Raw genomic sequence first — 24,112 nt, forward strand, 5'->3', positions numbered from 1 at the left:
GTTGTTGCCGATGCTGCTTCGTCGTGCGACCCGAAGGCCTTTTCGTCGAAGCGAGCCGCCTATTATGTCAGGCTTTTCGTTTCCGTCAACACCTTCTTTCGAAGAAGTTGACGTCCTGTTCCTTCGCGGCTGCCGCCTTGCGGTGGCCCCTGCGTCGGGGGAGGGAAAGTATGTCCCCAACCGCCTCGTTTGTGAAGGGGGTGCATGAACTTTTTTCACGGTTCTATGCATTCATTCATGCTGGGTCCACGCCCGAAGGCGCGAAACCCTTGCGCCGCTTAGGCGGCGACCAGCAGCACGCGTGCGAAGTTGCGCTTGCCGACCTGCAGCAGGCCTTCAAACCCGGGCACGAACAGCTGCTGGGCATCGTCCACCACTTCGCCGTCCACCTTCACCGCACGCTCCTTGAGCTTCCGCGAGGCCTCCGAGTTGCTCGGGGTGAGCCCTGCCGCAGTGAGCAGCGCACCAATACGCAGGCCTTCTGCGGGAATGGCCACTTCCTGCAGCGGCAACAGGGTCACATCGCCCTGCCCGGTCACGGCCGCGTTCCAGCCGGCAATGGCCAGTTCGGCCGCGTCGGCATCGTGGAAGCGGGTGGTCAACTCACGCGCCAGGCGCAGCTTCACCTCACGGGGGTTCAAGCTGCCGGCGGCGACCTGCTCGCGCAGGCTGACCGCTTCGGCCTGGCTGATCTCGAAGGAAAGCAGCTCGATCCAGCGCCACATCAGGTCATCACCGATCTTCATGGTCTTGGTCACCATGTCGATCGCCGGTTCGCTGATGCCGATGTAGTTGTTGAGCGACTTGGACATCTTGGCCACGCCGTCCAGGCCTTCCAGCAGCGGCATGGTCAGCACGATCTGCGGCTTCTGCCCGTAGTGCTCCTGCAGGCCACGGCCCATGAGCAGGTTGAACTTCTGGTCGGTACCGCCCAGTTCCACGTCCGCTTCCAGCGCCACCGAGTCGTAGCCCTGCACCAGCGGGTACAGGAACTCGTGCAGGGCGATGGACTGCTGGGCCGCATAGCGCTTGGCGAAGTCGTCGCGCTCGAGCATGCGCGCCACGGTGTGCTGGCCGGCCAGGCGGATCATGTCGGCCGCGCCCATCTTGCCGAACCACTCCGAATTGAAGCGCACTTCGGTCTTTTCACGGTCCAGTACCTTGAACACCTGCTCTTCGTAGGTGCGCGCATTGGCCAGCACGTCGTCCTTGCTGAGCGGCTTGCGGGTAGCGTTCTTGCCCGAGGGGTCGCCGATCATGCCGGTGAAGTCGCCGATCAGGAAGATGACCTGGTGGCCGAGGTCCTGGAACTGGCGCAGCTTGTTCAGCAGCACGGTATGGCCCAGGTGCAGGTCCGGGGCGGTGGGGTCGAAACCGGCCTTGACCCGCAGCGGACGACCGCATTCCAGCCGCTGGCGCAGCTCCTCGATCTTGAGGATTTCATCGGCGCCACGGCCGATCTGGGCAAGGGCTTGTTCAATCGAGGACACGTGCAACTCCCGGCGATGCCTTATTTACATGAATGACGTTAAGTACAAGTTAACCGCAAGCGCTTCACAAAAGCCAATAGGCACAAGGGTTTGACGCGATATTTATACCTGTCTATGTTACCGACGTTTGGGCCCGCGCTCCCGGGCCAGCCAGGAACACACCGACGATGCTGAATACCGATCAAGGCCGCGCGCGCAAGCAGCGCTTCAAGGAACGCCTTCACGTTCTCCACGACACCGCCCTGCATCGGAAGCTTCGACAGCATCTTCCCGCTGCCTTCAACGAGCGCTGGACCCGCCGCCACTGGATGCACGCCAGCCTGTTCGCCACCATCGGCGCGCTGGTGGCCACCATTGTCCCCGGCTTCTCGCACACCATCGAGTCTCCCTACTCGGTCAGCCACTCCACGCTGGCCCTGCCCTTGCCGCCGCTCTCCCAGGAACGCCTGCAGCAGGTGCCGGGCGACAGCTGGCAGGTCCTGCGCGTGCAGCGCGGCCAGACCCTGAGCAACCTGTTCGACGAGGCCGGCATTTCGCCCACGGTGATGCACCAGGTGCTGGAGCACCCCGGTGCGCGCGAGGCGCTGACCAAGCTGCGCCCCGGCGCGGAGATCGCCTTCGACCTGCCGCTGAGCGGGGAGCTGCGCACGATCCGCTTCGACCGCGATGCCGACAACCGGGTGGAGCTGTCGCTGAAGGGCGGGCAGATCACCGAGAAGGTCAGCAAGCGTGAGAGCTCCACCCGCCGGGTGGTGACCAGCGGCGAGATCACCAGTTCGCTGTACGCGGCGGCGCGAAAGGCCGGGCTGTCGCCGTCGGCCATCGCGACGATGACCGACGAGATCTTCAAGTACGACATCGACTTCTCCAAGGACCTGCAGCCGGGCGACCGCTTCAGCGTGGTGATGGATGAAACCTGGCGCGAAGGCGAGAAGGTGGACACCAGCAAGATCCTGGCGGCGACCTTCACCTCCGGCGGCAAGACCTACAGCGGCTTCCGCTTCGACCGTAACGGCAAGTCCGAGTACTTCGACGTGAGCGGGCGCCCGCTGAAGAAGAGCTTCATCCGCATGCCGATTCCGTTCGCCCGCCTGAGCTCCACCTTCGGGGCGCGCAAGCACCCGGTGCTGGGCAAGATGCGCATGCACAAGGGCGTGGACTACGCCGCGCGCACCGGCACCCCGATCATGGCCGCCGGCGACGCCCGCGTGCAGTTCGCCGGCGTGCAGCGCGGCTACGGCAACGTGGTGATCCTGGACCACGGCCGTGGCCACACCACCCTGTACGGGCACATGTCGCGCTTTGGCAAGATCAAGACCGGCCAGCGCGTGGCGCAGGGCACGGTGATCGGCTACGTGGGCTCGACCGGCCTGGCCACCGGCCCGCACCTGCACTACGAATTCCGCGTCAACGGTGTGCACCGCAACCCGCTGTCGGTGACGATGCCGCCGCCGGAGCCGCTGCAGGGCAGCGAGCTGGTCGCCTTCCGCGCGCAGACCGCCCCGGCGCTGGCCCGCATCCAGGGCATGGAGAAGCTGATCTACGCCGACGCCAGCCCGGCGCCGAACGCCGCCAAGGCCGCTACCACCACGGCCAGCGCGGCCAAGCCGGCCAAGGGCAGCCGTGGCTGAGTGCAGCGCGCGCACCCGCGCGCGCATTGACGGCGGCAACAGGTTGCGGAGAAGCTGCACGCACCCTGTTGAACCGCCTGGTCATGACTTCAGCTGATCTGCATACCCCGCTCTACCTCGGCCTGATGTCCGGCACCAGCGCCGATGGCATCGATGCCGCGCTGGTGCAGTTTCCCGCCGAGGGCGGCTGCCGTTTCGTCGATGGACTCACCCATGGCTGGGATCCGGCCCTCCGTGCCGTGCTGGTGGCGCTGGGCGAAGGCGGCGAGCTGGGCTCACTGGATACGCTGGGCCGGATCGATGCGCAGATCGGCATTGCCTTCGCGGCCGCCGCCAACCGATTGCTCGAACAGGCCGGGGTGAGCCCGGCGCAGGTGCGGGCGATCGGTTCGCACGGGCAGACCGTGCGGCACCGGCCGCTGGCCGACCCGGCCTTCACCTGCCAACTGGGTGATGCCAACCGGATTGCCGAGCTGACCGGCATCACCACGGTGGCCGACTTCCGCCGCCGCGATGTGGCCGCCGGGGGGCACGGGGCGCCGCTGATGCCGGCCTTCCACCTGGCAATGCTGGGCACGGCCGATGAGGACCGGGCGGTGTTGAACCTGGGCGGGATTGCCAACCTGACCCTGATTCCGCGCGTGGGCACGCCGCGTGGCTTCGATACCGGACCGGCCAATGCGCTGATGGATGCCTGGTGCGAGCGGCACACCGGCAGGCCGTTCGATGCCGATGGCGCGTTTGCGGCCAGCGGACAGGTGGATGAGGCGCTCCTGGAACGCTGGCGGGACGAACCGTGGTTCGCACTGCCACCGCCGAAGAGCACCGGGCGCGAGCAGTTCCACCTAGAGTGGGCCGAGGCCGCGCTGGGCGACCGCCAGCGCGAGGCGGCCGATGTGCAGGCCACGCTGCTGGAGTTGACTGCGGTGACGGTGGCAGATGCGCTGCTGGCCCATTTGCCAGGGGCGAAGCGGGTGCTGGTGTGCGGCGGCGGGGTGCGCAATGCGCAGCTGCTGCGGCGGCTCAGCGCGCGCTTGCCCGGGGTGGTGATCGAATCCAGTGCGGTGCACGGGCTGGACCCGGATTACCTGGAGGCGATGGGGTTTGCGTGGCTGGCGCAGCAAACGTTGAACGGGTTGCCGGGGAATCTGCCGAGTGTGACCGGGGCGCTGGGGCCGCGGATTCTTGGGGCGATTCACCTGGCGTGATGCGGTCAGGCGGAACTGTTTCCCGCCAGCCCTAGAAGGCTTTGACGTCCGGGAGGGCCTGGAGGGCGGCAATGGCGTCGGCCAGGGCGTTGACTTCCGGGTCGTGGAATCCGCTTCGGACTTCCAGTTCGCTGGCGAACAGGCCCTGCTCAAGCAGAACCAGGCAGGTGTGTTCACGGGTCCAGCCGCGCGCGACGGCAACCCGGCGGATCCGCTCGTTCAACAGCGGATCGATATCGCGCAGCACCAGATCAGCCATGTGTCTTCCCCCGTTGGCAACGCACCGCCCCCACGGCACAACGGGTTTGATGATGGCCCAGCCGGGGGGTGCGGGCAAGCACCCGGTCAGGTGGCCGCGCGCAGGTGCCGGCGCTGCTGCACGATCAACAGGGCGCACAGGATCACCACCGGGATGGCGATCAGCGCGGTGCCGACGAAGAACAGCGCGTAGCCCTCCAGCAGGGTGCGGCCCTGGGCCAACGACTGCACCGCCCAGCCGGAGAGACCCTTCAGTGCCTTGCCGGGCATGGCATAGAACGAGCTGAGCAGGGCGTACTGGGTGGCGGTGTAGCCGATGCTGGTCAGGCTGGACATGTAAGCGATCAGCGCGGTGCCGGCAAACCCGCCCGAAATGTTGTCGATCGCCATGGCGATGGCGAAGCTGGTCGGGTCCGGCCCGACGTAGGCCAGCCAGGCAAATGCCAGGTTGGATGCGGGGCCGAGCACGGCACCGACCAGCAACGTGGCCAGCACGCCCCAGCGCACAGAGACCAGGCCGGCGGCGGCAATGCCCACGAAGGTGGCGACCAGGCCCACCGAGCTGCGCACGGCGCCCACTGTTTCTTCGGTCAGGCCCAGGTCCACGTAGAAGGGGTTGGCCATCGGACCCATGATGAAATCGGCCATGCGGTACACGCTGATGGCCAGCAGGATCAGGATGGCGCCGCTGCGGTGCTCGCGCACGAAGGCGATGAACGGCCCCACCAGTGCATCGAACAGTCCGCGCGGGGTCCACAGCGGGGCGGCCTGGGTCTGCACGGCGATCTGCGCGCGCGCCGGTTCGCGCGCCATGACCACGGCGACCACGCCCAGGCCCATCAGGCCCGCCATGATTTCGTAGGACATCTCCCAGCCCACGCGGGCGGCGATCAGCAGAATCAGCGCATCGGTCACCAGCAGCGCGGTGCGATAGCCCAGCGCTGCAGTGGAGGTGAGCAGGCCCAGCTGCTCGCTGTTATCGGCGCTTTCAATGCGCCAGGCATCGATGACGATGTCCTGGGTGGCGGAGGCGAAGGCGACCACGGTGGCCATGATCCCGAACACCAGCATGTGTTCCCACGCGATGCCCAGGATCAGGATCTGGCCACCCTTGGGATGGACCACGGCCATGCCGACCAGGGCGGCCGCCACCACGGCCTGGGACAGCAGCATCCAGCCGCGACGGCGGCCGAAGCGACCCAGCAGCGGGGCGTCGACCTTGTCCACGATGGGCGCCCACAGGAACTTCATCGAATAAGCCAGGCCCACCCACGACAGGAAGCCGATGGTGTCCAGCTCGATGCCTTCCTTGCGCATCCAGAAGCCGAGCGTGTTGCCCACCAGGTAGATCGGCAGGCCGGAGCTGAAGCCCAGCAGCAGCATGGCCAGGACCTTGCGCTCGCGCAGGTTGGCCAGCACCCGCTGCCACGGGCGACGGGGCTTGGCGACCGCTTCGCTCATGGGGCGTAGTCCACCGTGAACGGGGCATGGTCGGAGAAGCGCTCATCGCGGTAGATGGAGCAGCCGCGCAGGCGTTCGCGCAGGCCGGGGCTGACGAACTGGTAATCGATGCGCCAGCCGACGTTGTTGGCACGCGCCGCGCCGCGGTTGCTCCACCAGGTGTAATCCTCGCCGGTGGGGTGCAGCAGACGGTAGGCGTCGGTCCAGCCCTGGCCGCCGGCCACGTCCATTGCCTGGCCGGCGTCCACGCACTGGCCATTGAGCCAATCGCGCTCGGGTGGCAGGCAGCCGGAGTTCTTCTGGTTGGATTTCCAGTTCTTGATGTCCAGCGCGGAGCGGACGATGTTCCAGTCCCCGCACAGCACGTAATCGCGGCCGCTGGCCAGCCACTGGGCCAGGATGGGGCGCAGCCACTCCATCACTTCATACTTGAAGCCCTGGCGCAGGTCGCCCGAGCTGCCCGAAGGAATATAGAAGGAGACCACGCTCAGGTTGCCATAGCGGGCCTCGATGTAGCGGCCTTCGTCGTCGAAGGGGGCCCAGCCCAGGGAGGTGATGACCTGGTCGGGCTCACGCTTGCTGTAGATGGCCACCCCGCTGTAGCCCTTCTTGGTGATCGCGTCACGGTAGAAGCAGTGGTGGCCATCCGGGCGGAACATGGGATCGGTCAGCTGGTCTTCCTGGGCCTTGGTTTCCTGGATGCAGAGCACGTCGGCATCCTGGACACGGAACCACTCGAGGAAACCCTTGGTGGCGGCGGAACGGATGCCATTGGCGTTGAAACTGATGATGCGCATGCTGACCCGGGTCTGGTACGTAACGGGCAAAGCATACCGGGTTGCCCGGCCCATCGGCTGGCCGGATCCGGCCATTGCAGGGTGCTGCGGCGGCCGGTCGCGAGCCTGAATTGCCGGTCATGCTTTAGGATCTGCGCTCCAAGAGAATTGTATAGAGCGTTAGATGAGCGACCACCGTCACCGTTTCCTGCAGTTGGCCCTGACCGCCGATGCCCTGCGTTTTGGCCAGTTCACCCTCAAGTCGGGCCGCCTGAGCCCTTATTTCTTCAATGCCGGCCGCTTCGATTCCGGCGCCAGCATGGTCCAGCTGGCCGCCTGCTACGCCGATGCCGTGGAAGCCACCGGGCTGAAGTTCGACGTGATGTTCGGCCCGGCCTACAAGGGCATTCCGCTGGCCACCGCCACCGCCTGCGAGTTCGCCCAGCGCGGCCGCGACCTGCCGCTGAGCTTCAACCGCAAGGAAGCCAAGACCCATGGTGAAGGCGGCAACCTGATCGGCGCGGACATGAACGGCAAGCGCGTGCTGATCGTGGACGATGTGATTACCGCCGGTACCGCCATCCGCGAGGCGCTGGGCATCATCAAGCAGGCCGGCGGCACCCCGGCGGGCATCGTAGTGGCGCTGGACCGACAGGAAATCGCCTCGGAAAACGACCGCCGTTCGGCCGCCCAGGCCGTGGCCGAAGAGGCCGGCATTCCGGTGCTGGCGGTGGCCACGCTGGCCGACCTGCTTGATTTTGCTTCCGGAAATCCGGAACTTGTCGGGTACCGGCAGCCGCTGGAGGACTATCGTTCCCGTTACGGCAGCCGTCCTACGCGTTGAGAGCAGGGGGCTCCCATGTCCAGGATTGCCACGTTCACCATCATCGGCCTGTTGCTGGCCGCGCCCTTGCTCACGGCCCAGGCCCAGAGCAAGCACAGCAACACGCCGGCAAAACCGAAGAAGCTGTTCTGCTGGAACGAAGGCAAGGAGCGGATCTGCAGCGATTCCCTGCCGCAGGACGCGGTGAACAGCGCCCGTGAGGAGTTCAGCGTCAACAGCGGCCTGCGCAAGGGCGGGGTGGACCGCACCCTGACCGAGCAGGAGCGCGCCGATGCCGCCGTTGCCGCCGCGCAGCACCAGCTCGACCAGGCCGCCGAAGATACCCGTCAGCGCACCGAGCAGGCCATGCTGTCCACCTACCAGGACGAGGCCGACCTGCGCCGGGTGTTCGTGGAGCGCACCGGAATTCTGGACAACAACGTGCAGACGGCCAACTACAACGTGGCCAGCCTGCGCGGCACGCTGGTAACGCTGCTGGGAGCCGCTGGCGACCGCGAGCTGGCCGGCCTGCCGGTGCTGCCCAAGCAGGCCGAGGACATCCGCCAGCGGCATGCCGAGCTGGTGTCGCAGAGGCGCATGCAGGCCTCCTACCTGCAACAGCGCAAGGCACTGGACGTGGAGATCGAGGAGACCCTGCAGCGGTACCGGTTGTTGAAGGGTGTTTCCACCGACCCGCGCGGGTAAGGGTTCACGAGGGCCGGCCAACGGCCGGCGCCACCAGGGGTGTACCGACGTCCGTCGGTGCACCTTTTTTTATGCACTTTTTACGGGTTGGGCGCTGAGCGGGCGTGGAGCGTTTACGCCGATGGGGAACACGATGGCGACCTTCCTTCCCTACTTCTGAGAATGCCCCCATGCCTGCCTGGCTGTCCTTCGTGAGCGGCGTGCTGGTGCTCGTTGCCGCCGCCTACCTGCTGTATGTCGTGCTCGCGCCCGAAAAATTCTGACCGGAGCCGACCATGACCGAGATTCTGTTGATTCTGCTGGCCAGCATCGTGCTGGCCTTTCCGCTTGGACTGTACCTGGCCCGGGTGATGCGCGGCGGGCCGATGCACGGCGACGCGCTGTTCGGCTGGATTGAAAAGCCGCTGTACCGCGTGCTGGGCGTAAACCCGGCGCGCGGCATGTCCTGGCGCGGCTACGTGGGCGCGTTCGTGCTGAGCAACGTGGTGATCGCCGTGTTGGTGCAGGCGGTCTTCATGACCCAGGCCTGGCTGCCGTTCAACCCCGACCAGATTCCCAACATGCGCTGGGATACGGCGCTGCACACCATGGTCTCGTTCCTGACCAACACCAACCAGCAGCACTATTCCGGCCAGGCGCAGCTGTCCTACTTCGCGCAGATGACCGCGATCACCGGCCTGCAGGTAGTCACCCCGATGATGGGGCTGGCACTGGTGGTGGCCACGCTGCGTGCGCTGTTCGGCACGGTGCCGGAAGGCGATGCCGCCGAACCCGCGCTGCCGGCCGACCGCCGCATCGACGTGGGCAACTACTATGCCGACGTGGTGCGTTCCTGCGTGCGCTTCATGCTGCCGCTGTGCCTGCTGTGGGCGGTGCTGCTGACCAGCCAGGGCGTGCCGTCGACGCTGGCCGGTGGCCCGACCGCCACGCCGATCGATGCGGCTGCGGGCATGGACGCGCAGAAGCTGCCGCTGGGCCCGGTAGCGGCGATGGTGGCGGCCAAGCAGCTGGGTGCCAATGGCGGCGGCTGGTACGGCCCCAACAGCAGCATTCCGCTGGAAAACCCGACCCCGCTGTCCAACGCGCTGGAGCTGATCGGCATCCTGCTGATTCCCGTCGCGGTGGTGTTCATGCTGGGCGCCTTCACCGGGCGCAAGCGGCTGGCCGCGCTGGTGTTCGGCTGCATGCTGGCGATGTCCAGCGTGTCGATCGCCGCCACGGTGTGGCTGGAGGGCCATTCGGCCGCGGCCGCGAGCCCGCTGCTGATGGAAGGCAAGGAAGTGCGCTTCGGTGCGGACGGCACCGGACTATGGGCAGCGATCACGACCCAGGTTTCCAACGGTTCGGTCAACGGCATGCATGATTCGCTGAGCCCGCTGGCCGGTGCGGTGCCGATGGTGAACATGCTGATCAACGCGATCTGGGGCGGCATCGGCTGCGGCCTGCAGCAATTCATCGTGTACCTGCTGCTGGGCGTGTTCCTGGCGGGTCTGATGACCGGGCGTACCCCCGAGCTGCTGGGCCGCAAACTGGAAACCCCGCAGGTGAAGCTGCTGGCGCTGCTGGTGCTGCTGCAGCCGATCACCATCCTGGCGTTCACCGCGATCACCCTGGCCATTCCCTCGATCACCGGCACCTCCAATCCCGCGTTCCATGGGGTCAGCCAGGTGTTCTACGAATACGTATCGGCATTCGCCAACAACGGCTCGGGATTTGAAGGGCTGGGCGATGCCACCCCGTGGTGGAACCTGAGCTGCACCCTGGTGCTGCTGCTGGGTCGTTACCCGGTGCTGGTGATCCCGCTGATCGTCTGCGCCCAGCTGGCGGCCAAGCGGCGCGCGCCGGAATCGGCCGGCACGCTGCAGATTGAAACCCCGACCTTCGCGCTGACCCTGATCGCGCTGATCGTCATCCTGACCGTATTGCAGTTCATGCCGGCGCTGGTGCTGGGCCCGGTTGCCGACCACCTGTCGCTGACGCTGCGCTGAGACGTGAAACCATGAGTACCTATCCCTTGAATGCAGCTCCTTCCCGCCGCCCACGCCTGCTTGATGCAGCCGGCCTGCGCCGGGCATTGCGCGATGCAGTGATCAAACTGTCGCCGCGCCACCTGGTGCACAGCCCGGTAATGGCGGTGGTGATGGTGGGCACGCTGGTGAGCCTGCTGGTCACGCTGACCGGCAACGCGCCGCTGGGCTTCGGCCTGACGGTGACCGCGATCCTGCTGTTGACCGTACTGTTCGGCAACTTCGCCGAAGCAGTGGCCGAGGCCCGCGGCCGCGGCCAGGCCGCCTCGCTGCGGCGTGCCCGCCAGGACCTCAGCGCGCGCCGGCTGGCCGCCGCCCATGCCGGGGCCACCGAAACCCAGGTGCCGGCGGCCGAGCTGCGCCCGGGCGACCATGTGATCGTCAGTGCCGGCGAGCTGGTGCCGGCCGACGGCGAAATCGTGCAGGGCCTGGCCACCATCAACGAAGCGGCGGTGACCGGTGAATCGGCACCGGTGCTGCGCGAGGCCGGTACCGACCGCAGCGGCGTGATCGGCGGTACCAAGGTGCTGTCGGACCAGATCATCGTGAAGATCACTGCCGAGCCGGGCCACAGCTTCCTGGACCGGATGATCGCGCTGGTGGAGGGCGCCAACCGGCAGAAGACGCCGAACGAGGTGGCGCTGACCCTGCTGCTGGCCGCGATGACGCTGACCTTCCTGGTGGTGGTGGCAACACTGCCTGCCATCGGCGCCTTCGTCGGGGTGAAGGTCGACCCGCTGCTGCTGATCGCGCTGCTGGTGTGCCTGATTCCGACCACCATCGGTGGGCTGCTGCCGGCCATCGGCATCGCCGGCATGAACCGTGCGCTGGCCGCCAACATCCTGGCCAAATCGGGCAAGGCAGTGGAAGTGGCCGGCGATGTGGACGTGCTGCTGCTGGACAAGACCGGCACCATCACCCACGGCGACCGCCAGGCGACCCAGTTCCATGCATTGGCCGGCATTGAAGCCTCGCAGCTGCGCGAAGCGGCGCTGTTGTCGTCGCTGGCCGACCCGACCCCGGAAGGCAAGTCGGTGGTGCGCCTGGCACGCGAACAAGGCTGCACCACGAGCGAACCTGACAAGGCGGAATACTTCGCCTTCAGCGCACAGACCCGCATGTCCGGCGTGGACCTGGATGGCGGGCGGCGCATCCGCAAGGGCGCGGCCGATGCGATCACCGCCCATGTGCGCGAACTGGGCGGCACCGTGCCGGCCGAGCTGGCCGGGAGGGTGGAACAGGTGGCGCGCAACGGCGCCACCCCACTGGTGGTGTGCGAAGGCCGCCACGTACTGGGCGTGATCGAGCTGAGTGACGTGGTCAAGCACGGCATGCGCGAGAAGTTCGCGCAGCTGCGCGCGATGGGCATCCGCACGGTGATGATCACCGGCGACAACCCGCTCACCGCTGCGGCCATTGCGGCCGAGGCCGGCGTGGACGACTACATTGCCGAGGCGCGCCCGGAAGACAAGCTGGCCCGCATCCGCGCCGAACAGGCGGGGGGCCGGCTGGTGGCGATGGTGGGGGATGGCACCAACGATGCCCCGGCGCTGGCCCAGGCCGACATCGGTCTGGCCATGAACTCGGGCACGCAGGCGGCCAAGGAGGCCGGCAACATGGTGGACCTGGATTCAGACCCCACCAAGCTGCTTGCAGTGGTGGAAGTGGGCAAGCAGCAGCTGATCACGCGCGGTGCGCTGACCACCTTTTCGCTGGCCAACGATGTTTCCAAGTATTTCGCGATCCTGCCGGCGCTGTTTGCCGGCACCCTGCCGGCCATGGCCACGTTGAACGTGATGCACCTGTCCAGCCCGCGCAACGCGGTGCTGGCTGCGCTGATCTTCAACGCACTGGTGATTCCGGCGCTGATTCCGCTTGCGCTGCGCGGCGTGCGTTTCCGCCCGGCCACGGCAACCGCCCTGCTGCGCCGGAACATGCTGGTGTACGGGCTGGGCGGCGTGCTGCTGCCGTTTGCGGCCATCAAGCTGATCGACCTCCTCCTCTTCCAGGTATTTGGCGCATGAACCGCTCCGCTGCTGCTTCGTTGTCCCGCCCGGCGCGTGCGCGCGCCGCCGCTGTCCTTTCGCTCCAGCACTCCGGCGCGCTGCGCCCGGCGATCGGGCTGGGCGTGGCCAGCCTGCTCGTGCTGGGCCTGGCCTATGCGCTGGCTGCCACCGGCGTTGGCGCGGCGCTGTTCCCGGCCCAGGCACAGGGCAGCCTGCTGCTGCACCACGGCCAGGTGCGCGGCTCGCAGCTGGTGGCGCAGCCGTTCGTGGGCGATGGCTACTTCCAGGCGCGGCCGTCGGCGGCCAGCTACGACCCGATGGCCGCCGCCGGCAGCAACCTGGCGCGCAGCAACCCGGCCCTGCAGGAACGCGTCACCGAGGCCACTCGCGCGGTGGCCCTGCGCGAAGGCATCGCCGTGGCCGACGTGCCGGGTGACCTGGTCACCCAGTCCGGCGCGGGCATGGACCCGGAGCTGTCGCCGGCAGCGGCGGCGGTCCAGGTGAAGCGCGTGGCGGCCACGCGCGGCCTGGGCGTGGAACAGGTGCAGGCTCTGGTCCAGGCGCACACGCAGGGCCCGCAGTGGGGCGTGTTCGGCCAGCCGCGGGTGAACGTGATGACGTTGAACATGGCCCTGGATGCAAGCCAGCCGGTGCACAATCCATCCCCATGACCGACTCCCGCACCCGACAGGCCGACGCATTGGTGGAAAGCCTGCAGCGCGAGGCCGGCGGCAAGCTCACCGTATTCCTGGGTGCCGCCCCTGGCGTGGGCAAGACCTACAGCATGCTCGGCCGCGCGCACGAGCAGCTGCGCCGCGGCGTGGACGTGGTGGTGGGGCTGGTGGAAACCCACGGCCGCGCCGAGACCTCGGCGCTGCTGGATGGCCTGCCGCAGGTGCCGCTGCTGCAGCGCGAGTACCAGCAGCATGCGCTGCAGGAAATGGACCTGGATGCGGTGCTGGCGCGCCGGCCGGCGCTGGTGCTGGTGGATGAGCTGGCCCACCGCAACGTGCCGGGCAGCCGCCACGAGCGGCGCTGGCAGGATGTGATGGAGCTGCTGGACGCGGGCATCGACGTCTGGACCACGCTCAACATCCAGCACCTGGAAAGCCTCAACGACGTGGTGATGCGCATCACCGGGGTGCGGGTCAGCGAAACCGTGCCCGATGCGGTGCTGGACCGCCTGCACGACATCGTGCTGGTGGACCTGCCGCCGCGCGAACTGATCGAGCGCCTGCAGCAGGGCAAGGTGTACGTGCCCGAACAGGCGGCGCAGGCGCTGCAGGCGTTCTTCTCGCCGGCCAACCTGACCGCGCTGCGTGAGCTGGCCATGCAGGAAGCGGCCGACCGGGTCGACAACAGCCTGCGCGAAACCCGCGCCGCACGCGGGGAAGGCAACCTGCCGCTGCGCCGACGGGTGCTGGTGGCGATCGATGGCGGTGGCCAGAGCGAGTATCTGGTGCGCGTGGGTCGGCGCATCGCCGAGCGCCGCGATGCACCGTGGACGGTGGTGACCGTGCAGCGCCGCCGTGAAGACGACAGCACCCGCCGCGAGATCGACGCGGCGTTCGCACTGGCGCGGCGGCTTGGCGGCGAGGCGGAGTTGCTGCACGGGCCCAGCATTGCAGATGCCCTGCTCGACCACGCCGCCCACAACGGGGTGTCCACCCTGGTGCTGGGCCGTACCCGCGAGCGCCCGTTCGCGCGCATGCTCAACCGCACGCTGACCCAGCAGCTGATCCAGCGCGGCGCGCATTTTGAAATCACCATCATCGGCACCCCGCAGGCGCGCGCGCGGGCGCGCCGCCATGGGCTGTCGATGCCGACGTTGAGCACGGGCCGCGATACCGTGCTGGCGCTGGTGGCCACCGCGCTGGCATGCCTGGTGGCGGTGGTCGCCGAGCGCTGGGTAGGCCTGTACGACCTGTCGATGGTGTTCATCGTCGCGGTGGTGGTGGTGGCCGCGCGCAGCCGCACCAGTGCGGCGGTGATAGCCGCGGCGTTGTGCTTCCTGGCCTACAACTTCTTCTTCATTGCACCCCGCTTCACCTTCGCGATCAGCGCGCGCCAGGGTGTGATCACCGTGTTCCTGTTCCTGGTGGCGGCGCTGGTGGCCGGGCGGCTGGCTTCGCGCCTGCGCATGCAGGTGGTGGCGTTGCGCGCGGCCAACCGCCACGCCAACGCACGCCAGGTGCTGGGCGGGCAGCTGACCCGCGCGGCGAGCAACGAGGACGTGGCACAGGCCGGCCGCGAAGCGCTGGAACAGGCGCTGGATGCACCGGCCTGGCTGCGCATCGGCGCCGACACCAGCACCAGCGGCAGCGCAGCACCGGGCGACACCGACCTGGCGGCGGCCGACTGGGCGCACCGCCACGGGCAGCCCAGCGGCCGCTTCACCGATACGCTGGCCGGTGCGGAATGGTGGTTCCTGCCCCTGCTGGATGGCGACGAGCGCAGCATCGGCGTGGCCGGCATGCGCTTCCCGCGCAGCGCGCCGCGCCTGACCCCTGAACAGCGCCAGCTGGCCGAAGCGATGGTGGATGACATCGCGCAGGCCGCGTTGCGCACGCGGCTGGTGGCCGACCTGGAAAAGGCGCACGTGAGCAACGAGACCGAGCGGCTGCGTTCGGCGCTGTTGTCATCGGTCTCGCACGACCTGCGTTCGCCGCTGGCAGCGATGATCGGCTCGGCCGACAGCCTCTCCAGCTATGCCGAGGCGATGGATGCCAGCGACCGCCGCGCGCTGCTCGATACCATCCTGGTGGAAGGCGAGCGGCTGGACCGCTACATCCAGAACCTGCTGGACATGACCCGGCTGGGCCACGAGGGGTTGCAGATCAACCGCGACTGGATCGGCGTGGACGAGCTGGTCGGATCGGCCGCGCGCCGCCTGCAGCGCTACCAGCCCGATGTGCGGCTGCAGCTGGATATCCCGAGCACGCTGGGCCCGATCTGGGTGCATCCGGCGCTGGTGGAACAGGCGGTGTTCAACGTGATGGAAAACGCGGCCAAGTTCTCCCCGCCCGGCGCGGCGGTGGACGTCCAGGCGCGGCTGGTGGACGGCGAACTGCGCATCGACGTGCTCGACGCCGGCCCTGGCATTCCCGATGACGAACGCGCGCGCATCTTCGACATGTTCTACAGCGTGGAGCGCGGCGACCGTGGCCGGCATGGCACCGGGCTGGGCCTGACCATCTGCCAGGGCATGATCGGCGCGCATGGCGGCAATGTGCAGGCGCTGCCGGGCCGCGATGGACGCGGTACCCTGATCCGCATCACGCTCCCCCTGCTGCAACCCCACCCGGCCGATGACCCCGACGATTCCTGAAAACTCCCCTGGCGTGCCGCCCGCGCGCGTGCTGGTGATCGACGATGAAGCGCAGATCCGCCGCTTCCTGGACATCAGCCTGCGCGCGCAGGGCTACCGTGTGCTGCAGGCTGCGACCGGGCAGGCCGGGCTGGAACAGCTGGTGGGCGAAGGCGCCGATCTGGTGATTCTGGATATCGGCCTGCCGGACATGGAAGGCCACCAGGTGCTGGCCGAGCTGCGCCAGTGGAGCCAGGCGCCGGTGATCATGCTGACGGTGCGTGCCAGCGAAACCGAGAAGGTGCTGGCGCTGGACAACGGCGCCAACGACTACGTGACCAAACCGTTCGGCACGCAGGAACTCATGGCACGGGTGCGTGCGCTGCTGCGCACGCGCACGGTATCGGCCGATGGAGTGCTGCCGCAGTTCGATGACGGCCACCTGCATATCGACCTGGTGCGCCGCGAGGTGCACCTGGACGGCGCGCCGGTGGCGCTGACCCGCAAGGAGTATGCGTTGCTGTCGCTGCTGCTGCGCAACGCCGGCCGGGTGGTGACCCAGCCGCAGATCCTGGCCGAGATCTGGGGCCCCACCCACCAGCACGACACCCACTACCTGCGCATCCTGGTGGGCAAGCTGCGCCACAAGCTGGGCGATTCCGCGCTGGATTCGCGTTACCTCTTCACCGAACCCGGCGTGGGTTTACGGTTCAAAGGCTGAAACCCCGACATCGCATCACGCGGTAGGGTCGGATCCCGATCGACCGCCGATGACGTTGATCGGCGCGGTGACGACGTGGATTCCGTCGAAACGCGTTCTTCGTTCCGGGTCATGCCATTACCGGACGTTGGCAATTTCATGGAAGTCGATCAGGATGCGACCCTACCAGCGACCTGCAGGTCGCCGGGAGGTACCGACCGTTGGTCGGTACTCCTTTTAGAACCCCAGTTCGACACCCGGCAGCAGCGGCTGCAGCTGTTCGCGGAACAGGGTCTTGATGCGCTCCAGCGCGGCGGTGTCATTGCCTTCGAAACGCAGCACCAGCACCGGGGTGGTGTTGGAGGCGCGCAGCAGGCCCCAGCCATCCGGGAAGTCCGCACGCAGGCCATCGATGGTGGACAGGCGCGCACCCGCGAACGGCGAATCCTCCACCTGTGCGGCCGACACGAACATCGACACCAGCGCATGCGGAGTGCCCGACTCCACCGGCACCTTCAGCTCCGGGGTGGACACGCTGTCGGGCAGCTCATCGAGCACTTCGGACGGCGTCTCGTCGCGCTGGGCCAGGATCTCCAGCAGGCGCGAGGCGGCATACAAGCCATCATCGAAACCGAACCAGCGCTCCTTGAAGAAGAAGTGCCCGCTCATCTCACCGGCCAGTTCGGCATCGGTTTCGCGCATCCTGGCCTTGATCAGCGAATGCCCGGTTTTCCACATCATCGGGCTGCCGCCGTTGCGCAGCACGTAGTCCGACAGCTTGCCGCTGCACTTCACGTCGTAGATCACCAGCGCGCCGGGATTGCGCTGCAGCACATCGGCCGCGAACAGCATCAGCAGGCGGTCGGCGTAGATGATTCTGCCTTCGCGGGTGACGACGCCCAGACGGTCGCCATCGCCATCGAAGGCCAGGCCGATATCCGCGTCGAAGCGCTTCACGGTCTGGATGAGGTCTTCCAGGTTTTCCGGGTCGCTCGGGTCGGGGTGGTGGTTGGGGAACGTACCATCCACATCGCAGTACAGCGGTATGACTTCGGCACCGATGGCCTCCAGCAGCGGCTGCGCCAGTTCGCCGGCCACGCCGTTGCCGGCATCGGCGACCACCTTGATCGGGCGGTCCAGCTGCACGTCATCGGCAATGCGCTGGATGTAATCGGCGTTGACATCGCGCTGCTGCAGGCTGCCCGGCGTGGCCGCCACATGCAGCTGGCCATCGCGGATACGCTGGTACAGCTCGGTGATGGCATCGCCGGAGAGCGTCTCGCCGCCGACCACGATCTTGAAGCCGTTGTAGTCGGGCGGGTTGTGGCTGCCGGTGACCGCCACGCAGCTGCCCGCGCGCAGGTGGTAGCTGGCGAAGTACACCACCGGAGTGGGGGCCAGGCCGATGTCGACGACATCGCAGCCGGCGCGGCGCAGGCCTTCAATCAGGCTGGCGCTCAGTTCCGGGCCGGACAGGCGGCCATCGCGACCGACCACGATGTCGCGCAGCCCCTGCACCTGCAGCACCGAGCCGATGGCCTGACCGATCAGCACCGCCACCTGCGGGGTGAGTTCGCGGCCGATCACGCCGCGGATGTCGTAAGCGCGGAAGATGCCGTCCGGCACCTCATGGCCGGGGCCGCTCGGCAGCGGCGGCGGCGGCGCCACGCCCGCACCTGACGCCACGGCGGGTTCCAGCAACGGTTCCTGCACCAGGCTTTCGCGCAGGGTGGGGCCATGGTCGGCCTCACTGGCGGTGGTACGGCGGCGCGGCAGCGGCACGCGGCCCTTGCCGAACTGCACCATGCCGGCAATGGCCAGCAACAGCACCGCCACGATGAGGGACGGAATCGCGCCCAGGCCCAGCGGGCCCGGCTCGATATCCGGCACGGCGGCGGCCAGGCGCAGGCCGCTCTTGCCGATCGGCCGGGCCAGGCCTTCCGCCGCCTCGGAAAGGCTGCTGTCGCCCTGCTCGATGATGTTGTGGCTGCCCTGGCGCAGTGCCAGGTAGCCCGCGGAGGGCACGCGCACCTGGTCGAAGGTGCCGGTCAGGCGCAGCAACGGCTGGCGTACGTAGATCACGGCCGGGCCCGCGCTGCCCAGCTGCACCGGCACGGCAAGGCCAAGACGCTGGCCACCGGCGTCGCGCACCACGCGCGCGACCACGGTGTCGCCGGCGATGGCAGCTTCCAGCAGGCCCAGACGGGCATACCCAAAGGCCTTCGGATCGGCATAGGCCTGGTCCAGGTCTGCGCTGAGCACCTGCACGTCTTCGGTGCCCGGCCAGCCTTCACGCACGGCCAGCGCGGTGGCATCGGCATCGCCGGCAGCCAGGGCGGTAGTGACCCGTTCGCTCTTCACCAGGTTGCGCAGCTGGGTGCCCTGCCCCTTCAGCGCGGCATCCACGCCCTGCACGATCTCGTCGCGGGACTGTTCCAGCGCCTGCCCTACCGAGGCCTGCCGCCATTGCCGCACCCCGCTCCAGGCAAACCACGCTGCAAGCAGGGTCAACAACCCCACCAGCAACAGACCATTACGCTTGCTTGTCAATCGCGGCTGTCCTTCCGCCGTTGCCTTGCTCATTGATGTTCCCCCTGTCAGCGCACCCCGGTATGGCCGAATCCACCCGTTCCCCTGGCGCTGTCGGTGAAAGTATCCACTACCTGCAGGCCGACGCGTGCAATGGGCAGCACAACCAGCTGTGCGATGCGGTCACCCGGTTGCAGCGTGAACGCCTCGCGACCGCGGTTCCAGGCGCTGATCAGCAGCGGGCCCTGATAATCGGCATCGATCAGGCCGGTGCCGTTGCCCAGCACGATGCCGTGGCGGTGGCCCAGCCCGGAGCGCGGCAGCACCACCGCGCACAGGTGGGGGTCTTCGATATGGATGGCGATACCGCTGGGAATCAGCGCCGTATCCCCCGGCTGCAGGGTCAGCTCGGTTTCCAGCGCGGCGCGCAGGTCCATGCCGGCGCTGGCTTCGGTGGCGTAGGCCGGCAGGGGCCAGGTATCGCCGAACCGGGGATCGAGCAGCTTCACCTGCAGTGCGTGCAGGGACGGGGCTTGGGTCATGCGTGCAACCTCTGGGCAATCAGGGACAACAGTTGTTCGGCCAACAGCGCCTTGGTGGTACCGGGGAACGCCTGCTCTCCGCCCTGCCAATAGGCGGTGGCTGCATTTTCGTCGCTTTCGAAGCCGCCGTTTGTGATGCCCACCTGATTGGCGATCACCAGATCCAGCCGCTTGTCGACCAGCTTGCCGCGCGCGTACTTCTCCACATCGTGGGTTTCGGCGGCAAAGCCGACTACGAGCTTCAGTGCGTTGGTCTGCTGGGCCACTTCGGCCAGGATGTCCTGGGTACGCACCAGCTCCAGGGTGAGGGTCTGGGTGCCGGCGGTCTTCTTCAGCTTCTGCGGGGCCACCTGGCGCGGGGTGTAGTCGGAGACGGCGGCGGCACCTATGTAGATGTCGGCCGGCAGCGCATCCAGCACGGCGCTGCGCATCTGCGCGGCCGAGCGCACATCCACCCGCTGCACCCCGGGCGGGGTGGCCAGGTGCACCGGGCCGCTGACCAGCACCACCTGCGCACCCTGGCGCACGGCGGCGGCGGCCAGCGCATAGCCCATCTTGCCGCTGCTGCGATTGCCCACGTAGCGCACCGGGTCCAGGTCTTCATAGGTGGGGCCGGCGCTGATCACCACGCGCAGGCCTTTCAGCTCCTGGGGGGATTCGGCCGCGTCGACCGGGCCCTGCACGGCGGCCAGCGCGGCCACGATGGCGTGCGGTTCGCTCAGCCGGCCCGGGCCGGATTCGCCTTCGGCCAGCGGGCCGTCTTCCGGGCCGACCACCTGGGCGCCGCGTTCGCGCAGCAGGCTGATGTTGGCCTGGGTGGCCGGGTGCAGCCACATGCGGTGATTCATGGCCGGGCACACGGTGAGCGGCGCGGTGGTGGCCAGGCACAGGGTGGTGACCAGGTCATCGGCATGGCCGTTGGCCAGCCGGGCCAGCAGGTCGGCCGTAGCCGGGGCGACGATGATGCGGTCGGCCCAGCGGGCCAGCTCGATATGCCCCATGGCCTGTTCGGCCGCGCTGTCCCACAAAGTGGTGCGGGTGGGCTGGCCGGACAGGGCCTGGAAGCTCAGCGGGGTGACGAACTGCTGGGCCCCGGCGGTCATGGCAACCTGCACCTGGGCCCCGGCGTCGCGCAGGCGGCGCACCAGTTCCAGCGACTTGTAGGCCGCGATGCCGCCACCCACGCACAACAACAGCTTCTGGCCTGCCAGCGGGCGCGCCTGCGCCGGGGAAGCCTGGGGGGAGTCAGCCACCTGCGATTTTCCTGTCGAACCGAGGCGATTAGCTTACCCGATGGGGTGTGCGGGGCTGACGCCCCAGGGGCATAAGGAGTGGGTTTTTGGTCATGAAGGCGGGCGGGTGGCGCACCCATAGGTACCCGGACGCTCTCGATGCCCCCTTAGAGCAAGGATCCTTTGATAAGGCCCGCCGCTGGAAAAGACTTCTTTATCAACCACCCGGGCCTGGGAACTCCAAGATCAAGCCTCATCGGTTCTTGCGCTAACCCAATCTCGACTCCGAGCCAATCCCGCCATGTCGATTTGACTCGTTCTTAATCCGCACCTAAATTTCAAGGACACTTCCCGGCCGCCTGAAGCGCAAGTGGCCGTCACTACGGCAAAGGACTGACCCGTCATGCGTGTATCCCCCAGGCACCTGCTGCCTGCGCTGCTGTTGTGCAGCCCGCTGCTCGCCCATGCAACAACGCAGCAGAGTGGCGACTATTGGATGATCTACAAACAGGGTGGTGCCAACATTCACGAGATCGTCGTTGTGGATGGCGACCCGGCGCACATGGCCAAAGCGGACAACGGTTCTGTCTCGCTGGTGGTGCATCGCCTTTACGAGGGCATCGACAAGCCTGTCATGACCACTTATGACGCCCAGATCGATTGCACCGGCAATCGCATTCGCGTTCAGCAGGCCAGCGACCTTCAGTGGGACATGAGGACAACGACGCCTGTCAAATTCTCTTCGGCTTGGCAGACGGCGCCTGAAGCGTGGTTGGCGAAGAGTCGGGATTTCGTCTGCAAGCCAAGCGAGCGCGCTGGAAAAGAGATGACGTCGCTGGGCACGATGCATGTGTTCGGCATGGTCGACAAGGTCAACGGTCAGTTCAAGCTGCTGCAGCGGGAACAGAGCTGGATACCGGTATTGAAGTTGATCGACAACGCGTTCGAACGCATGCCCCAGAATTGAAACCGCGACCCAAGGAAACGTACAAATGAAAAGGATGTTCGCGCCAGCCATGATGATGGCCCTTCTGGGCGCCTGCTCCAGCATGCCCAACATGCCAGACATGCTTGCCAGCTCTGCGTGGGAAGGTCGACCCGTCACCGAAGCCATTGATCAGTTTGGCAGCCCAGATCGGATCGACAGCCTGGTTGATAAGCAATGGGTGGTACTTGTTTACTACAAGAGCACCTCCTACAAGCGACGGGAGGCGCTTGGCACCTACACCGGCCCACAGAACGGCCAGCTCGTTCATGTCGAGTCGTGGGGGGATGTGACGTACGATTCCGGGTGCGAGATCCATGTCGCCATCAACAGGGCAAGGCAGGTGAGCAAAGTGTCCACCAAGGGGGGCTACTGCGGGTCCGTAGACGTCAAGCCGCAGAAGCGGACATAGCGTTGGCAAATCCCGCTGTCATCCTTCAACTTGACGACTTGTCCAGTTCACAGTGAGCGTGCGTTGTTAGCATTGGCCGCAGTAGATCAAGGATCATGAACTGCCTGTGGCCACCTCGTCTTCCCCTGTTGTACTGGACACCTCCCTCACCTGCGAGGACGCGTTCGCGGAGATCGAACGACACGTTCGTGCCGGCGTGCATCCCGACCGCATCCGGCTGCGCCATAACGAGCGCGCCCTGTACTGGGTGTGCAACAACAGCCTGCTTCACCACGACGGTCCGGACGAGGCTACGATTGCGCGGCGCATTGATGCGCACCTGGCGCTGATCTCCCTGTTGCTGGCGGCGGGGGCAGACCCCAACAAGGCGGCCGGCCGTGGCGCCACGCCCCTTTCGATTACCTGCCGCGACTTGATCTTCAGCCCAGCCGCGTGGGCCCTGGAGAAACTGCGGCGGCTCCTCGCCGCCGGCGCGAACCCCCGCCTGACCAAGGATTCGCCGATCTGTACCGTGCTCGGCCTGCGCGACATGCGCGGCGAAGTGTGGAACTCCGCGTTCGATGCGGATGCGGATCCGGCGGAGATGGGCTGCATCTTCGACGCCATCGACGCGCTGCTGCAGGCCGGTGCCAGCATTGAAGCCATGGACCACCGGCAGATGTACACACCCGTGTTGATCGGCGCGTACCTGGGCAGTGCGCCGCTGCTGCGATTCCTGGCAGAGCGCGGCGCCAACGTGCACGTGGTCAATCCCGCCGGTTCCACTGCGCTGATGTATGCGGCCGGCGACGTGGACGGGCTTAAGGCCAGCCGCGGCGGCATCTCCACCACATGGCACCGGATGGGCGAGCCGGTAGCCGTTGCCCGGCTGTTGATTGAATGGGGCCTGGACCCGGCCGCTGCCAACGAGCGCGGCCGCACGCCGCTTACGCTGGCGTTGAACGCCGGCAGTGTCGACGTGGCGGCGGTGGTGGCCGAAGCGCTTGCCGATCAGGGCAGGCTCCTGAAAGCGGATGTACGACGATTCAAGGGCACGGAGTTCGAAGCACATGTCGCGGCACTGGCCACCAGCAGCCGCACCAGCAAGCCTCCCAGGAGGCAGGCCAAGCCGAAAGGTGCTGCGCAGGGCGCGTCGTGGGACCGCGCGCGCCAGGAGATGAACCACCCTGACGCATGGCAGCGCCCTGCCTGGTTCTGCGCATATAACAAAGCGTTGTTCGAACACCTGGCCAGCGGCAGCCACCCGGTCAATCCGGTAAACCTGCTGTACGCCGATTACACCGACGCGCTACGCACGCTGCGCCTGTCCAAGACCAAGGACTGGATCAGCCGCAGCGGGGTGGTGACGGTGCAGCCGGACATCGTGACCTGGGGGAGCCTGCGTGTCAGCTACGCGCAGCTTGATGGAGATGACCTTGTCTGCCGAGAGGAGATCGTCATGCCCATGTCTCCCGAGCAACAGCCCGGCATCGAGGCCGTGGCGGAAGCGGTGGGGGGCATGACTTCCCGCTATTTCAAGTTGTCCGCCTGATCCTTCCAGCGGGCTGGAAGCACTGATCGAAGCCGGCGGCCTGGAGGTGCAGCGGCAAAAGGAGCGCGATCATCCAGAGTGATCTGCAATAGATCTGTTGCAATCATTACCACCTTGCTGACCTCCCGCCCGGCGGGAAGCGATCACCTGTTCCAGATCGCTCCTACGACGGCGATGATCAGGACCTGTGAGACCAACACCATGATGGCGTCGTTCTTCCGGACCAACGCCGCCGCGACTGAGCCCGTGGCCAGTGCAAGCCCCGCAACTACAAGCAACATCAAGCCCAGATCCTCAGTGGAGGAGGGGCGCCCGTTCGCGGCGAGGGTGTAAAGCGTGAAGATCAGGAAGGTGCCGAACCATGCGAGGGCGAATCGCTTCAAGTAACCCATCAGAACTCCGCTGAAGGCAGTTGTTGAAGCGCAGGTTATAGCAGTTGTCCTTCCCCACCAGGTCACGCGGCAGTTTCCTATGCCCTCCGCTTGCCCG

21 protein-coding genes are annotated in these 24,112 nt (G+C 67.1%); 13 read left to right on the forward strand and 8 right to left on the reverse strand.

Annotated features, from left to right (window positions below):
* Nucleotides 1–278: 278 nt before the first annotated feature.
* A complete protein-coding gene (tyrS, locus tag ACGFZ3_RS17835; protein WP_392924279.1) occupies nt 279–1,490 on the reverse strand; it encodes a tyrosine--tRNA ligase in 1,212 nt (403 codons plus the stop codon).
* 167 nt (nt 1,491–1,657) lie between these two features.
* Here tyrS and ACGFZ3_RS17840 point away from each other — a divergent pair, with 167 nt between their 5' ends.
* Nucleotides 1,658–3,121, forward strand: coding sequence for a peptidoglycan DD-metalloendopeptidase family protein (locus tag ACGFZ3_RS17840; RefSeq protein WP_392924282.1), 1,464 nt, complete (start codon nt 1,658–1,660; stop codon nt 3,119–3,121).
* An 83-nt stretch (nt 3,122–3,204) separates the two neighbouring features.
* Nucleotides 3,205–4,329: an anhydro-N-acetylmuramic acid kinase gene (locus ACGFZ3_RS17845; RefSeq protein WP_392924285.1), complete on the forward strand. Its 1,125-nt coding sequence runs from the start codon at nt 3,205–3,207 to the stop codon at nt 4,327–4,329.
* A gap of 31 nt (nt 4,330–4,360) precedes the next feature.
* Here ACGFZ3_RS17845 and ACGFZ3_RS17850 read toward each other — a convergent pair whose 3' ends face one another.
* From ACGFZ3_RS17850 to ACGFZ3_RS17860, 3 genes are all read right to left on the reverse strand, one after another.
* Nucleotides 4,361–4,588 carry a hypothetical protein gene (locus ACGFZ3_RS17850; protein WP_392924288.1) on the reverse strand — a complete coding sequence of 76 codons (228 nt, stop codon included), beginning with the start codon at nt 4,586–4,588 and terminating at the stop codon, nt 4,361–4,363.
* A gap of 86 nt (nt 4,589–4,674) precedes the next feature.
* On the reverse strand, nt 4,675–6,048 hold the full coding sequence (locus tag ACGFZ3_RS17855; protein ID WP_392924291.1) for an AmpG family muropeptide MFS transporter: 1,374 nt from the start codon (nt 6,046–6,048) through the stop codon (nt 4,675–4,677).
* Complete coding sequence (locus tag ACGFZ3_RS17860) at nt 6,045–6,845, reverse strand: exodeoxyribonuclease III (protein WP_392924293.1); 801 nt, start codon at nt 6,843–6,845, stop codon at nt 6,045–6,047. The genes ACGFZ3_RS17855 and ACGFZ3_RS17860 overlap by 4 nt, the downstream gene beginning before the upstream one ends.
* A gap of 163 nt (nt 6,846–7,008) precedes the next feature.
* Between ACGFZ3_RS17860 and pyrE the strand changes: the two genes are divergently transcribed.
* The 8 genes from pyrE (at nt 7,009) to ACGFZ3_RS17900 (ending at nt 16,413) form a co-directional block, all read left to right on the forward strand.
* Entirely contained in the window at nt 7,009–7,668 is a 660-nt protein-coding gene (pyrE, locus tag ACGFZ3_RS17865; RefSeq protein WP_392924295.1) for an orotate phosphoribosyltransferase, read from the forward strand.
* 15 nt (nt 7,669–7,683) lie between these two features.
* Nucleotides 7,684–8,352, forward strand: a complete 669-nt coding sequence (locus ACGFZ3_RS17870) for a hypothetical protein (protein WP_392924298.1) — start codon at nt 7,684–7,686, stop codon at nt 8,350–8,352.
* Between the two features lie 170 nt (nt 8,353–8,522).
* On the forward strand, nt 8,523–8,615 hold the full coding sequence (locus ACGFZ3_RS17875; RefSeq protein ID WP_068848713.1) for a potassium-transporting ATPase subunit F: 93 nt from the start codon (nt 8,523–8,525) through the stop codon (nt 8,613–8,615).
* 12 nt (nt 8,616–8,627) lie between these two features.
* Nucleotides 8,628–10,340, forward strand: a complete 1,713-nt coding sequence (gene kdpA, locus ACGFZ3_RS17880) for a potassium-transporting ATPase subunit KdpA (protein WP_392924301.1) — start codon at nt 8,628–8,630, stop codon at nt 10,338–10,340.
* A gap of 11 nt (nt 10,341–10,351) precedes the next feature.
* A complete protein-coding gene (kdpB, locus tag ACGFZ3_RS17885; RefSeq protein ID WP_392924303.1) occupies nt 10,352–12,403 on the forward strand; it encodes a potassium-transporting ATPase subunit KdpB in 2,052 nt (683 codons plus the stop codon).
* Nucleotides 12,400–13,056, forward strand: coding sequence for a potassium-transporting ATPase subunit KdpC (gene kdpC, locus ACGFZ3_RS17890; protein WP_392924306.1), 657 nt, complete (start codon nt 12,400–12,402; stop codon nt 13,054–13,056). Before kdpB ends, kdpC begins: the two co-directional genes overlap by 4 nt.
* Complete coding sequence (locus ACGFZ3_RS17895; RefSeq protein ID WP_392924309.1) at nt 13,053–15,713, forward strand: ATP-binding protein; 2,661 nt, start codon at nt 13,053–13,055, stop codon at nt 15,711–15,713. The genes kdpC and ACGFZ3_RS17895 overlap by 4 nt, the downstream gene beginning before the upstream one ends.
* The gene (locus ACGFZ3_RS17900) at nt 15,694–16,413 is read left to right on the forward strand and encodes a response regulator transcription factor (protein ID WP_392924311.1); all 720 of its coding nucleotides are present in this window, start codon (nt 15,694–15,696) and stop codon (nt 16,411–16,413) included. Before ACGFZ3_RS17895 ends, ACGFZ3_RS17900 begins: the two co-directional genes overlap by 20 nt.
* A 216-nt stretch (nt 16,414–16,629) precedes the next feature.
* Here ACGFZ3_RS17900 and ACGFZ3_RS17905 read toward each other — a convergent pair whose 3' ends face one another.
* From ACGFZ3_RS17905 to coaBC, 3 genes are read right to left on the reverse strand one after another with little or no spacing between them, the layout of a single operon-like run.
* Complete coding sequence (locus ACGFZ3_RS17905) at nt 16,630–18,975, reverse strand: phosphomannomutase/phosphoglucomutase (RefSeq protein ID WP_392924314.1); 2,346 nt, start codon at nt 18,973–18,975, stop codon at nt 16,630–16,632.
* A 14-nt stretch (nt 18,976–18,989) separates the two neighbouring features.
* Nucleotides 18,990–19,463, reverse strand: coding sequence for a dUTP diphosphatase (gene dut / locus ACGFZ3_RS17910; protein ID WP_392924317.1), 474 nt, complete (start codon nt 19,461–19,463; stop codon nt 18,990–18,992).
* The gene (gene coaBC / locus ACGFZ3_RS17915; protein WP_392924320.1) at nt 19,460–20,716 is read right to left on the reverse strand and encodes a bifunctional phosphopantothenoylcysteine decarboxylase/phosphopantothenate--cysteine ligase CoaBC; all 1,257 of its coding nucleotides are present in this window, start codon (nt 20,714–20,716) and stop codon (nt 19,460–19,462) included. The genes dut and coaBC overlap by 4 nt, the downstream gene beginning before the upstream one ends.
* Before the next feature lie 382 nt (nt 20,717–21,098).
* On the opposite strand from coaBC, the gene ACGFZ3_RS17920 reads away from it, so the two are divergent.
* From ACGFZ3_RS17920 to ACGFZ3_RS17930, 3 genes are all read left to right on the forward strand, one after another.
* Entirely contained in the window at nt 21,099–21,662 is a 564-nt protein-coding gene (locus ACGFZ3_RS17920) for a hypothetical protein (RefSeq protein WP_392924322.1), read from the forward strand.
* 25 nt (nt 21,663–21,687) lie between these two features.
* Complete coding sequence (locus tag ACGFZ3_RS17925; RefSeq protein ID WP_392924325.1) at nt 21,688–22,092, forward strand: hypothetical protein; 405 nt, start codon at nt 21,688–21,690, stop codon at nt 22,090–22,092.
* A 106-nt stretch (nt 22,093–22,198) separates the two neighbouring features.
* Nucleotides 22,199–23,623, forward strand: a complete 1,425-nt coding sequence (locus ACGFZ3_RS17930; protein WP_392924328.1) for an ankyrin repeat domain-containing protein — start codon at nt 22,199–22,201, stop codon at nt 23,621–23,623.
* 143 nt (nt 23,624–23,766) lie between these two features.
* On the opposite strand, the gene ACGFZ3_RS17935 is transcribed toward ACGFZ3_RS17930, so the two are convergent.
* Entirely contained in the window at nt 23,767–24,015 is a 249-nt protein-coding gene (locus ACGFZ3_RS17935) for a hypothetical protein (protein WP_392924331.1), read from the reverse strand.
* Nucleotides 24,016–24,112: the final 97 nt, after the last annotated feature.

It is taken from the genome of Stenotrophomonas sp. NPDC047960, from assembly GCF_043204395.1.
GTDB lineage: Bacteria > Pseudomonadota > Gammaproteobacteria > Xanthomonadales > Xanthomonadaceae > Stenotrophomonas.